This is a genomic window from Bacteroides caecigallinarum, assembly GCF_016901995.1.
Lineage (GTDB): Bacteria > Bacteroidota > Bacteroidia > Bacteroidales > Bacteroidaceae > Phocaeicola > Phocaeicola cellulolyticus.
In genome coordinates this window covers 18,977-32,010 of the sequence record NZ_JACJLE010000004.1, presented here as the reverse complement: position 1 = coordinate 32,010, position 13,034 = coordinate 18,977, and the positions used below count along the sequence as shown (strand labels likewise).

The window sequence follows — 13,034 nt, the reverse complement described above, 5'->3', positions numbered from 1 at the left end:
ATGAAAGACCAATTGAAATATGTAATCGATTCCCGCTACTTCAACGGAAAATGCCTGACTCGCATGGCCGATGGAATCCACAATGACCATGGCGGTGAAACTCTTGAGGAGCTGCGAATACGGGAGAATAACCCTTTTCTGATTGCCATTCCCCGATTTAGAATTGAAAAGATGTTACGTATTTATCGTGAATCTTTGGAGAGGCCATTCAAGGAAATCACTGAAGAAGACTTCTTTTACTTTACAGATGATACACCTTTGTTATATTTAAGGGACGGTTCATTTTTTGTTGATGAACCGCACTATGTAAATATATATCCTTTCCACTTTGAGCGAGACGGGCGCTATTTTCATGGACTGCGCTCTATAAAAACTCCGAAAAATGAATTAGACAGACAAATTGACCGATGCATGAAAATCATGAATAGAAAAGCAACAATTCTAAAAGTCAATCCTTTACATTCTGTTTCAAGTAAATCGGATTGCCTTAAACTTATTCCTTATTACTTTTCTGTGGATGGAAAACAGCCTGCATTCATCTGTAATCTTGTCATCCAGTCAGACTCCAAACAGACAAGGATGGACATGGCGAATATTCTGAGAAGTCTTCGCAGTAACCATTTCCAGTTCTATAAAGGAAAAGGACGGTACGAAACTCCGGACGAACTGATAGACTATGTATCTCGTAAGAAACTCACTCTTATTTCAGACGGACACTTCCTTCAATATCCTCCCAACCGGGAATCAGTAACTTTCATTGGACATATCAAGGAGACATCAGAGGAATTTCTTTTCCGGATCTATGACCGTGAATATTTCCTGTATCTCCTAAAAAGATTGAGGATTGTGAAAAAGGAGTTCGCACAGGAACAAATAAATATCAAATCATAACATTCGGGGGGAATGCGGTATAATGACTACCGTATTCTCTCATAAAGACAATACAAGTATGAACAAATCGAACACTCTATACTGGAAAACAGCCACAGATCCGGCTGAACGCATTGAGGTCAGACTCATCCTGAACAGTTATATCGACAATGACAATCTGTATGTAGGACTTGAATCCCGGTCTAAGGAGAATCCGGAATGCTGGGAATCCTACACGGACATCACCGTCAACCTCAATTCCCTTCCCCCGTTCCATGCCTATGTGGACAGCCGGGACTGCAACAGACACGTACATGATTTCCTGACCAGTAACAGAATAGCGGAGCCTGCCGGATTTGAATATCAGGGATTCAGAATGTTCCGCTTCAATCCTGACAGGTTGAAGGAACTCGCACCCGAACAGTTCAAGACAATCAGCGCCAAACTGCCACCACAGGATGACATGATAAAGGACATCATCTACCAGGAAAGACGTTTCCCTTTGAGAACTGTTCAGGACAATCACGGAATATATCTTGTTTCGAGCAAGGAACTGGAAGAATCTTTAATCGAAGGAGTACGAAAGCAGGATGTCGCGGCAAATGAATTGCTGGATGGCATCTGCCTGTTCTGCTCCACACTGGAACTGCGCTATCTTACGGATGCAGAACTTATAGAAACAATCTACGCACAATAAAAAGGAGGAACAAATATGAAAACCGGAGACATTGTATTTCTGAAACGTCCCTATAAGAGATACCGTGCCGTTGAACTGATGGAAAGACTGGAATGCCGCTGGCTGGTTAGGATTGTCGAGAGCGGTCTTGAACTGGAGGTATATGAAGATGAACTTATATCAGAATTTTAATACGGATAAAGTGTTATGGAAAAATATCAGTTTGCATTCCATTCGGAAATAATCGGCTATACCTCTCCTCATATCGGCGAGGTCAGAAAAGCCATACACAGAAAAGTGGAAAAGGAAAAGTCTGCCGCCATAAAGAATGATATTGAGCTGCACATGTACAAGGTGCATGACGGCATACCGGTTCTCCTTAACACCTGCTACCTGTACGATGAAAAGGGATGTATGGTACACGGAAGTATCAAGGGAACCAAGGATTATCTGCTTGAGACATGGAGATACCATACAAACAGACATTCCAAAGATTTCAGTTCCACAAGAATCAGGCCCTGCACGACAAGCAGGGCTTTTTCGTTTGTATAACTCTTAAAATCAGGAATCATGAACCAGACATTACAACTTACAGACTATATTCCACAGTATGTAAGCCTCTACTACGTGGACTACCGGGATGATCTTGATGAGCATGAAGACATCCAGGAGGAATGCATCCGTTCCAACAATATGGAAAAACTCTATGAAAAGGCATACGAATGGTATGAGGAACAGGAAAGCTCAAACATGCACGACTATTTGGAGGAGACAAGAAAGAATATGGAAGCGGACAATCTTGCCGGAGAGTTTGAAGAGCATGAAGATGAAATCAGGGAACTTATTTACGACCGGAACGATTCCGACCCGGTAAAGGACCTGATACGCAACTCGTCCGTTACTAATTTTTTCTATTCGCTTGGAGTGGAAATCATCGGATATCTGACTGGTTGTTCATTGCGGGGAGAATCGGTCGCCATGGCTTGCCATAAGGTACGCCGCGCACTGCATCTGAAAAAGGGGCAGTTTGACGAGAAGATTGAAGAACTGGTAGAGAATGCCACGTACGGTGGAGAACTGCGCATCTACTTCAACGCCATGTTTGACAGGCTCATCAGTGAAGACCCTGAGAAGGATTTCAAGAGCATCCGTTTCCACGGGAATGTAGTGGTGGCCATTGCCGACAGCCGGAACGGTTCCGGACATCATGTACGGATTCCATTGGACATCACTTTCCCTTTCCGAAGGGAGAACCTGTTTGTCGATTCACAGGTACATTATTCTTATGCCAATGAAGTCTGCGGTATGACCAATGATTGGTGTGATTCCACAAAATGGGCAACGGGCATGAAACCTTTTACCGGATCAGTCCGAAAAAGCCGGATGGCTGAATACAAGAAACAGGAAGCCGCTTACGAGCAGACATTCCGAAGCGGGAAATGCACCTTCGGTGACATGAACTACAAACGCCACCGTGACGTGCGATATTCGAATGAGTATCCTGCCGAATGCAGATGCCCTCATTGCGGTACTTTCTGGATTGACTAAAAAAACATTTACTAACCAATAAATTCAAATTATATGAAAATCTGCTGTTCACAAGAGTATTACGACAAGGTCGTACAGTATGCAAAATCCATCAATGACAAGACCCTAGAAAACTGTCTTGAACGTCTCAAACAATGGGAGAAGAACGAGAACCGTCCATGCGAAATCGAACTTTATTACGACCATGCACCATATTCGTTCGGATTCTGCGAACGCTATCCGGACGGAAATACAGGCATTGTCGGAGGACTGTTGTATCATGGAAATCCGGACGAGTCCTTTGCCGTCATCATGGAACGTTTCCACGGATGGAGCATACATACATAGATCCTAAGTTTTACAATAACTGATATCAATCCGATAATGTACCTTAAAGTCTAGAAATTTATAAAGAAAACAAAACCTTGGAAATATAGGCATCACTGAATCTAGTATGCTTACATTGTCAACGACAGGAATTTTTCAAGATTATAGTCTTTTGTATATAAAACTTTCACGTTTTTCCATCCTATAAATACTTCATCCATGTAATTACATCGATAAACTCACTTCAAAATCAATTAGAATATTGATATATTTAAACTACAAATATTTTATGCAGGAATTAGGCAGATATACCTTATAAAATGAAGTATAACAATTCCAAGGAATCGTATTATATTATTCCTTTTATTACTTACAAAGTAAAAGTCCGGAAAAACTTACGATGCTATTATTACAAACCCGATATTTTTATGCTAATTACAGTTTAAAATTAGAAGAAACGGAAAATAGTTCATTAATATTTTGCCCAGATTAAGAATATTATCTATTTTTGCCGGAGTTTTAGTAAAAATAGAAATTGAATATATGAAACAGACCATATTTAAAATAATGCTGTTACTGGCGGTCATCTTTATGAGAGTAGAGATGGCAGGGGCTGTTTCATGTAACCATGCGTTCCATGATGCCCAGACCTCATCTGCGGTATCAAACCAGACGGATGCAGACGAAACCTTCCATTTTATCTATGCGACTCTGGATAAAACGCATGATTTGTTCAGCACGCTTACCCACGACCATTCATTCAACAAATTGCTAGATAAACGTGTGATGCGCAATGATGAACAAAACATCAAGTTTTCCTTACGTTTATTATTATTCTATCATTCCCTACGTGAGGTAGGTTTATTGAAGGACAAGGAGAGCCTTTACCCTTCAACAAACATTCATTGTGTGATTCCTTCATGCGAATACTATGTATTTGCCATGAGGAAAATCATTATTTAGCCGTTTTATAGGTTAGTTGTTTTTCACTGCTCCGGCACCCTTGCAAAGTGTCGGAGTGGATATGGATTTCTTGCTTCACATGCTTGACGCAAGCCAGTTACTTATTGTCTAAACTTTTCAAAAAAACAAAACTCTATAAAACGATTAAATTATGAAAACGAATAACTCAAAACAATCTTTCAAAGGAATAGAAGCCGCAGGTTTAATCATCATCGCATGTTTCATCGTAGCCATTTGCATTTATCATTTTGTGTTTGGAAACCCGGCCAACTTCATGAACAATGACCCTAACAATCATCCGCTTCCAGGAAACATGTTGGGAACTATCTATAAAGGAGGTATCATTGTGCCTGTTATCCAAACTCTTTTGTTGACTGTGCTCACCTTAAGCGTAGAACGTTATTTTACCCTTCGCGCCTCTTTCGGAAGAAGCAAGCTCTCCAAATTCGTGGCGCAGATTAAAGATGCCTTGAATAAAGGAGACATGGAGAAAGCACAAGAATTATGTGACAAGCAGCGCGGCTCAGTGGCCAATGTAGTGAGCTCCACTCTCCGTAAATACCGCGAAATGGAGCAGAACAATGAACTGGCGAAAGACCAGAAAATTCTTGCCATACAAAAAGAGCTGGAAGAAGCCACCGCACTTGAGCTTCCCATGATGCAGCAGAACTTGCCTATCATCGCTACCATCACTACCTTAGGCACCTTGATGGGATAGCTGGGAACCGTAATCGGTATGATCCGTTCATTTGCCGCGCTTTCTGCCGGAGGAGGTACTGACTCAGTTGCATTGTCTACAGGTATCTCTGAAGCCTTGATTAACACCGCATTTGGTATCTTGACCGGTGCACTGGCCGTTATTTCCTATAACTATTACACCAACAAGATAGACAAGCTGACGTACAGCCTTGACGAAGTGGGCTTCTCCATTGTACAGACTTTCGCAGCTACTCATTAATTCTGCCAGCCGAGGTTTTCCTCATGCAGACAGAAACAGAAGTTTGATTTAAAATTTTCAATTATGAGTAGAGCTAAAATTCAGAAGAAAAGCATGTTCATCGACATGACAGCCATGAGCGATGTAACCGTACTGCTGCTTACTTTTTTCATGCTGACAGCCAGTTTTGTGAAAAAAGAGCCTGTGCAGGTTGTCACTCCCGCATCAATTTCTGAAATAAAGATACCCGAAACAAACATCATGTCCATCCTGGTAGGCCCTGATGGAAAAATCTTTATGAGTCTTGACAAGCAAAGTGACATGGCAGCCACATTAGAAGCAATGGGAAAGGAATACGGGCTTTCATTTACCCCGCAAGAAATAAAGAAATTTTCTTTGTGCCAGACTTTCGGAGTACCAATAAGCCACATGAAATCTTTCCTGGCCCTTAGCACAGAACAGCAGGACCGCACCTTAAAAAACCAGGGAATCCCTTGTGACAGTATCGACAACCAGTTCAAAGCATGGGTGCGCAATGCACGTGCCACGAACCATGACTTGCGCATTGCCATCAAGGCCGACCAGCAAACACCCTACGCGGTCATAAAAAAAGTGATGAACTCTCTTCAAGACCTCAAGGAAAACAGATACAATCTGATTACCTCCTTAAAATCGGGTCCGGAAGAATAAAGAAAAAGAAATATGGCTGAAATTCAAGAAAACAACAATAAAGAAAAGAAAGGTAACAAGCAGAAAAAAATGAATATCCGCGTGGATTTCACTCCCATGGTCGACATGAATATGCTGCTGATTACTTTTTTCATGCTGTGTACTTCATTGAGCAAGCCGCAAACAATGGAAATCAGCATGCCATCCAATGATAAAAACATCACCGAAGAGCAACAGAATAAAGTCAAGGCCTCTCAGGCACTGACTTTATTGCTGGGCGAGGACGGAAAACTCTATTATTACGAAGGCGAACCGGACTACAAGAACTATGCTTCACTAAAAGAAACCACCTACGAAGCCAGCGGATTGCGTAAACTATTGCTCAGCAAAAACTACGAAGCAGTCAAGAAAGTACGTGAGCTTAAGGATAAGAAAGCAAGGCTTGAAATCACCGAAGAGGAATGTAAGAAGGAAATTGCCAGCGTGAAATCGGGAAAAAACACTCCTACCGTCATCATTAAGGCAATGGACAAGTCGTCTTATAAGAATCTGATAGATGCGCTGGACGAAATGCAGATTTGCAGCATAGGGAAATACGTAATTGTCGACATTACGGACGGCGACCGTTTCCTGATAGACAACTACCTCTCTCATGGTGAGTTAAGTCAAAAAGCGACAGATAGGAATGTATAACTTCAAAAAAGGGAAAAATGTCAAAGGTTGATTTAACTTCTTTGGAATGGTGCGAACTCATTTTCAAAGACAGAAATAAAAATTACGGTGCCTATAAAATGCGCCGTGACCTGGGAAGACGGCAGACGGCCTCTCTGGTTATTGTCACAGTTGTGGCATTTGCCGGATTCACCTTACCCCGTCTTGTCAAAATGGCTATGCCGGAACAGAAAGAAGAAATGGTGGAAGTGACACAGCTTTCTGCCCTGGAGGAGCCGGAAGTGAAAGAAGAAACATTGAAAAAGGTAGAACCCATTGCCCCACCCCCTCCGGCTCTCAAGAGTACCATCAAATTCACGGCACCGGTCATCAAGAAAGACGAGGAAGTGCACGATGACGATGAGCTCAAGAGCCAGGATGAGCTGACAGAGACCAAGGTACAAATATCCATCGCCGACGTGAAAGGCAATGACGAACTGAACGGAAAAGACATTGCCGACTTGCAGGAAGTCATTACCCAGGCACCAGAAGCTCAAGAAGAAGAGCCTTACATGATGGTAGAACAGATGCCACAATTTCCGGGAGGGCCTGCAGAGCTTCTTAAATACATAGCCAAAAACCTGAAGTATCCGGTCATTGCACAAGAGAATGGCATACAAGGAAAAGTCATTCTGCGTTTTGTTGTCAATGCACAAGGCCATGTGGAAAATGTCAAGGTGCTCCGTTCACTGGATCCTTATTGCGACAAAGAAGCGATACGCGTGGTAAAATCGCTGCCACAATGGATTCCCGGGAAACAGAACGGCCGTAACGTACCGGTTTATTATACCTGCCCTATTGTTTTTAAATTACAGTAATCACCAAGTGTATGAAAAAGAAATTAATGCTATATCTGTTGTGCATGCTCACGTTCTCGGCTTGTAATTCCTCCGGGAAAAACGGTAAAGAGGAAACCTTGTATTCGGGAGAAATCCGCATTGCCGTAGACGAATCGTTCAAGCCTATCATGGAAGAAGAGCTGCAAGTATATCAGGCACTGACTCCCGAGGCTTCAATCACCCCGGTTTATTGCAGTGAGGTAGAAGCTGTCAACCTGTTGCTGAAAGACAGCGTACGTCTGGCAATCACCAACCGCCGGCTGACAGAAAAGGAATTAATTTCTTTTCATACACGCAAATTCTTTCCGGAATCCATTCAAATGGCTTCCAGCGGAATCGCACTGATTACCCACCATTGCAATCCCGACTCACTCATTACAGTGGAAGACTTCCGGCGTATCGCCACCGGAGAAATCACGGAATGGAAAGAGTTAAACCCAAAGTCAAGGCTGGGACGCATGCAAGTAGTGTTCGACAATCCGAACTCAGGAACCGTACATTATGTCATCGACTCCATCTGCCAAGGGAAACCTCTTTCTTCCTCATTAAAGGCACGGAAAAGCAATGAAGAAGTAATTGATTATGTAGCTGCCACACCGGATGCCATTGGCATTATCGGTGCCAACTGGATAGGCAACAAGGCAGATACGACACGGCTCTCCTTCAACCAAAGAGTCAGGGTCATGTCGGTTTCAGAAAGCAGTGAAGCTACTCCAGAAAACAGTTACAGACCTTATCAGGCTTATCTGGCGTTAAAACAATATCCGCTGACGAATGAGGTGTACATCCTTATCAATGACCCCAAAGGAGCACTCCCTACCGGACTGATGACGTTTCTGACAGGAGAGCGCGGACAACGGATTATCCTCAAGTCAGGACTGATACCGGCTACACAGCCAGTCCGGATTGTAAACGTAAAAGATAATTTCTAATTTAATGAGCAATTTATGATGAAAAATAAAATTTTATGCTTTGTATGCAGCGGAATGATATTTTCTGCCTCATACTGCTATGCCCAGGAAACTCTTACAGCTGAAACCCACAGGCTAATTACACAGATAGCTTCCGGTATCAATGAAACACCGGAAACAGCCGCCAAAGAATTCAGCGAGTTACTAAAGGGGAAAAACAAGAAAAACATCTCCTTGCTGGTTGCCATAGGCAACGCCTATCTGGATCATAACCGCCCGGCTGAAGCACAAGTTTATGCTGACCGTGCCATGAAAACAGACTCCAAATCGGCTCCGGTATATATGCTGGCAGGTGACATTGCCCTGGCACAGAAAAATGTAGGCACGGCATGCGGATATTACGAACAGGCCATTTTGTTCGATGCAGATTGCTACGATGCCTATTACAAATACGCACGTGCCTACATCGGGGTGAACCCTCAGCTCTCTATTGACATGCTGACAAAATTGAAGGCAAACCATCCTGAACTGCTGGAAGTAAACCGTGAATTAGCCAATGCGTACTATCAGGCAGGGTACTATGGCAAAGCAAAATCTGCTTACGACGAATTCATGCAACAAGGAACTCCTGATGCGCAAGACTACGGGTATTACGCCATGCTGCTATATTTGAACAAAGACTATGCGCAATCACTGAAGGCCGTAGAGAAAGGGCTTGCTACAGACAAGGACAACCATCTCCTGAAACGTCTGCGTATGTACGATTTGTATGAAATTGCCGCCTATAAAGAAGGGCTTGAAGCTGCTGACGCTTTTTTTGACCGTCCGGACGGAAGCGACTACGTCTACCTGGACTTTCTATACCGTGGACGTCTGTCATTGGCAGACCAGAGGAACGACGAGGCAATGCAATGGTTTGAAAAAGCCCTCGAAGCGGATGCGGCATATGAGCATCCGGAAATAGCCAAGGAAGCGTCTGCCGCCCACGAAAAATTGCAAAATTACCCTGAAGCCATCCGCCTGTACCAAGTGTATCTGGACGGGCTGAAAGGAAAGGCCGAGGTGAGCGACATGTTCTTGATGGGAAGACTGTATTACATAGCGGCCGGAAGCAGTACCGCCAATGAAACCGAAAAAGAAGCTTATTTGAAGAAAGCCGACGAAATCTTTGCAGAAGTATCTCAACGTGTACCCGACAATTACCTGGGCTATTTCTGGAGAGCCCGCACCAATGCCATGGCCGACCCTGAAAGTACGGAAGGACTGGCCAAGCCTTATTACGAATCGGCTCTGGCCTTGCTGGAAAAGAAAGCAGACGCGTCCAAATCACTCCTCATCGAATGTGAAAGTTACCTGGGATACTATTATTTCCTGCAAAAGGACTATGAAAAGTCTAAAGCATACTGGAACAAAATTCTGGAACTTGATCCGGAAAACGCTACGGCCAGACAGGCCCTGCAAGGGCTTCAGGCTACCCAATAGTTCTCTTTAATTTTCAACTACAAAAACAAGAAATTCATGGAAACATTTAATCTATCACAGTCATATCCCACACAGGATATACGGAAACGCACCAGTTTCCTCACCATAGGCCTTTCAATTTGTTTGCTGGCTGCCGGTATCAGTCTGTTTTTCTTACCGGAAAGCACCTCAGAATCCAATATTAATGCCCTGAAAATCGCTGCCGGAAGCTTGCTGGCAGTCATTTCATTCTATTTTCTGATTTTCCGTGCCCGCTATCAGGCCTATGCAGGAACAGGCAGCATGGTATGCAAAAAAAGCCTGACATTCAGCAAAGAACAGTTCCAAGGCTTGAAAAAATACCTGGCAGATTATTGTGACCTGCCTGCCACGTCAAGAGAAGAGCCGCAGCTGTATTTGCTGATTGTTCACTCAAAAGACAACCAATATGCCGCATTTCAACTGCTGACCTATAGTTCTTTCTTGTATAAACCAGTCACAGAACTGTGCTGCCTGAAAGGAGAAAAAGCCAGTACATTCATAAAAAACCTGCATACGTCACATGGATTTCTTCATTGATATTTTCCTACATATAGACCAGCATCTGATTACACTCGTGCAGGAATACCATGAATGGACATATGCCTTGTTGTTTTTAATCATTTTCTGTGAAACCGGACTTGTAGTCACCCCCTTTCTGCCCGGAGACTCCCTTCTGTTTGTCTCCGGTGCAGTGGCATCCCTTCCGGGGATGCCACTGGAAATAAGCCTGCTGATGATGGTTATTTTCATCGCAGCCGTGCTTGGTGATTCCTGCAACTACCTGATTGGACATTATTTCGGGAAAAAACTGTTCTCCCAACCAGACTCAAAGATCTTCAAGCAAAGTCATTTGGAGAAAACCCATCATTTCTTCCAGAAATATGGCGGAAAAACCATAATCATTGCCCGTTTTGTCCCCATTGTCCGCACTTTTGCACCGTTTGTCGCCGGAATGGGACACATGAATTATTACTTGTTTATGATTTACAACCTTGTCGGGGCAGCTGTCTGGGTCTTACTTTTTTGCATGACAGGCTATTTCTTTGGGAACATCCCTTTTGTGCAGCAAAACCTCAAAATACTTTTGATGGGCATCGTACTGGTTTCACTCTGCCCTGCCCTCATTGAATATATACGAATAAAAAATAAACGAACAACAGTATGAAAAATTCCCTGTTAAACCGATTTGTACCCAAAGAAAGCAAATTCTTTCCTTTATTAAACCAATTGTCACAAACCGTACTCAATGCTTCTGAACTTCTGATTGACAGCATGAACCATGACACACCAGAGACATGGCAGGAGTATTATCACAAAGTGAAGGAGGCTGAAAGAAAAGGCGACCAGATAACCCAGCAGATTTTCATGGAGCTAGGCCAGACCTTTATCACCCCCTTTGACCGGGAAGACATACATGACCTGGCCTTTTCCATCGATGACGTGACCGACCGCATTCACAGTGCCTCGAAGCGGATTGCCATCTACAAGCCGCACGCCATTTCAGACAGCGGAAAAGAGCTGGCTGTCCTCATACAACAAGGAGCCTCCATCATCTGCAAGGCCATGGATGAGCTGGAAACCTTCAGCAAAAATCCGTCCAGACTGAAAGATTACTGTCAGAAGCTCCATGAGATAGAAAACCATGCGGATGAGGTCTATGACCTTTTCATCATGCAACTGTTTAATGAAGAAACAGACTGCATTGAACTGATCAAGACAAAAGAAATCATGCAGGAACTGGAAAAGACGACAGATGCCGCCGACCATGTAGGAAAGCTCCTGAGAAACATTATCGTAAAATATGCCTGAAAAAAAGAATTGCACATGGAATTACTCATCACCATCATTGTACTGGCCCTGATTTTTGACTATATCAACGGTTTTCATGATGCAGCCAACGCAATAGCTACCATTGTTTCTACCAAGGTGCTGACTCCGCTCCAGGCTGTAATCTGGGCTGCCTTTTTCAATTTTCTGGCGTTTTTCATCGCTAAATACCTTATCGGTGATTTCGGCATTGCCAACACTGTGTCAAAAACAGTCTATGAGCAATACATTACTTTGCCAGTCATCTTGTCTGGAGTGATTGCAGCCATCATCTGGAACCTGTGGACCTGGTGGAGAGGAATTCCTTCTTCTTCATCCCATACACTTATCGGCGGGTTTGCGGGAGCCGCCATTGCAGCTTATGGATTTGGTGCCATTCAAAGTTCGGTTATCCTGAAAATCGTGCTTTTCATTTTTCTGGCTCCAGTCATAGGTATGCTTGTAGCCTTCCTCTTCACTCTGATAGTGCTGAATCTGTGCCGTAAGGCCCATCCCCACACCGCAGAGAAATGGTTTAAAAGACTACAGTTGCTCTCATCCGCCCTGTTCAGCATCGGGCATGGACTTAACGACTCGCAAAAGGTAATGGGTATCATTGCAGCTGCCCTGATAGCAGCCCATTCGCAAGGCATTGGCATGGGGGTAAACAACGTAGGCGATTTACCCGACTGGGTCGCTTTTTCCTGCTTTACCGCAATCTCACTGGGAACCATGTCGGGAGGATGGAAAATAGTGCGCACCATGGGAAATCGAATTACCAAAGTTACCCCTTTAGAAGGTGTCATTGCTGAGACTGCGGGTGCATTCACTCTTTATCTCACAGAATACCTAAAGATTCCGGTAAGTACTACCCATACCATATCAGGAGCCATTATAGGAGTAGGTGCTACCCGTCGTTTATCAGCTGTTCGTTGGGGAATTACCAAAAGCTTAATGACGGCTTGGACCCTTACGATTCCAATAAGTGCGATACTCGCTGCAACTGTTTATAGTCTTATATTATTAATAACTTGATCTTACTGAAACATCAACACTAAATTCTAATAAAGTAAAAGTTAAAACTATATTGAATATTTCATCCAAATTATAAAAGGGTGAATATGAAAAGTATCCTATCAGACTCCCTATTGAGGAACTGATAGGATTTTTTTATTATAGCTAATATTGTGTTTTTTCACCCTATAAAATTTGAAGTTTTTCACAAGGCAATCTTTTGTTTTTTACGATAATGAACATTTGCCAAAAGGCAACAATCATCTTTAAGTTTCTAATTG

General features: G+C 43.2%; 16 protein-coding genes and 1 pseudogene. All 17 read left to right on the top strand.

What is annotated here, in order from left to right:
- The 17 genes and pseudogenes from H6A61_RS01870 to H6A61_RS01790 all read left to right on the top strand — a co-directional run bounded on the left by H6A61_RS01870 (position 1) and on the right by H6A61_RS01790 (position 12,774).
- The gene (locus H6A61_RS01870; protein ID WP_204390549.1) at positions 1-891 is read left to right on the top strand and encodes a hypothetical protein; all 891 of its coding nucleotides are present in this window, start codon (positions 1-3) and stop codon (positions 889-891) included.
- A 58-nt stretch (positions 892-949) separates the two neighbouring features.
- Positions 950-1,567: a DUF4313 domain-containing protein gene (locus H6A61_RS01865; protein ID WP_239469058.1), complete on the top strand. Its 618-nt coding sequence runs from the start codon at positions 950-952 to the stop codon at positions 1,565-1,567.
- Between the two features lie 15 nt (positions 1,568-1,582).
- On the top strand, positions 1,583-1,738 hold the full coding sequence (locus H6A61_RS01860) for a hypothetical protein (RefSeq protein WP_204390547.1): 156 nt from the start codon (positions 1,583-1,585) through the stop codon (positions 1,736-1,738).
- Positions 1,739-1,753: 15 nt separating this feature from the next.
- Positions 1,754-2,098 carry a hypothetical protein gene (locus H6A61_RS01855; protein ID WP_204390546.1) on the top strand — a complete coding sequence of 115 codons (345 nt, stop codon included), beginning with the start codon at positions 1,754-1,756 and terminating at the stop codon, positions 2,096-2,098.
- A gap of 18 nt (positions 2,099-2,116) precedes the next feature.
- Positions 2,117-3,094 carry a hypothetical protein gene (locus H6A61_RS01850; RefSeq protein WP_204390545.1) on the top strand — a complete coding sequence of 326 codons (978 nt, stop codon included), beginning with the start codon at positions 2,117-2,119 and terminating at the stop codon, positions 3,092-3,094.
- A 33-nt stretch (positions 3,095-3,127) separates the two neighbouring features.
- Positions 3,128-3,421: a DUF4120 family protein gene (locus tag H6A61_RS01845; RefSeq protein WP_071150656.1), complete on the top strand. Its 294-nt coding sequence runs from the start codon at positions 3,128-3,130 to the stop codon at positions 3,419-3,421.
- 570 nt (positions 3,422-3,991) lie between these two features.
- The gene (locus tag H6A61_RS01840; RefSeq protein WP_204390544.1) at positions 3,992-4,363 is read left to right on the top strand and encodes a hypothetical protein; all 372 of its coding nucleotides are present in this window, start codon (positions 3,992-3,994) and stop codon (positions 4,361-4,363) included.
- Positions 4,364-4,514: 151 nt separating this feature from the next.
- Positions 4,515-5,321 (top strand): annotated as a pseudogene (locus H6A61_RS01835) (MotA/TolQ/ExbB proton channel family protein).
- 63 nt (positions 5,322-5,384) lie between these two features.
- The gene (locus H6A61_RS01830) at positions 5,385-5,990 is read left to right on the top strand and encodes an ExbD/TolR family protein (protein ID WP_071150658.1); all 606 of its coding nucleotides are present in this window, start codon (positions 5,385-5,387) and stop codon (positions 5,988-5,990) included.
- A gap of 12 nt (positions 5,991-6,002) precedes the next feature.
- On the top strand, positions 6,003-6,662 hold the full coding sequence (locus H6A61_RS01825) for an ExbD/TolR family protein (protein WP_204390543.1): 660 nt from the start codon (positions 6,003-6,005) through the stop codon (positions 6,660-6,662).
- A 17-nt stretch (positions 6,663-6,679) separates the two neighbouring features.
- Complete coding sequence (locus H6A61_RS01820) at positions 6,680-7,498, top strand: energy transducer TonB (RefSeq protein ID WP_022054408.1); 819 nt, start codon at positions 6,680-6,682, stop codon at positions 7,496-7,498.
- Positions 7,499-7,509: 11 nt separating this feature from the next.
- Positions 7,510-8,451, top strand: coding sequence for a PstS family phosphate ABC transporter substrate-binding protein (locus tag H6A61_RS01815; protein WP_204390542.1), 942 nt, complete (start codon positions 7,510-7,512; stop codon positions 8,449-8,451).
- Positions 8,452-8,466: 15 nt separating this feature from the next.
- Complete coding sequence (locus H6A61_RS01810; RefSeq protein WP_239469057.1) at positions 8,467-9,912, top strand: tetratricopeptide repeat protein; 1,446 nt, start codon at positions 8,467-8,469, stop codon at positions 9,910-9,912.
- A gap of 36 nt (positions 9,913-9,948) precedes the next feature.
- Positions 9,949-10,470 (top strand): hypothetical protein, encoded by a 522-nt coding sequence (locus H6A61_RS01805; RefSeq protein ID WP_204390541.1) that lies wholly within the window; start codon positions 9,949-9,951, stop codon positions 10,468-10,470.
- Positions 10,454-11,098, top strand: coding sequence for a DedA family protein (locus H6A61_RS01800; protein ID WP_071150660.1), 645 nt, complete (start codon positions 10,454-10,456; stop codon positions 11,096-11,098). The genes H6A61_RS01805 and H6A61_RS01800 overlap by 17 nt, the downstream gene beginning before the upstream one ends.
- Entirely contained in the window at positions 11,095-11,742 is a 648-nt protein-coding gene (locus tag H6A61_RS01795) for a DUF47 domain-containing protein (protein WP_071150661.1), read from the top strand. The genes H6A61_RS01800 and H6A61_RS01795 overlap by 4 nt, the downstream gene beginning before the upstream one ends.
- Before the next feature lie 15 nt (positions 11,743-11,757).
- Complete coding sequence (locus H6A61_RS01790) at positions 11,758-12,774, top strand: inorganic phosphate transporter (RefSeq protein WP_071150662.1); 1,017 nt, start codon at positions 11,758-11,760, stop codon at positions 12,772-12,774.
- Positions 12,775-13,034: the final 260 nt, after the last annotated feature.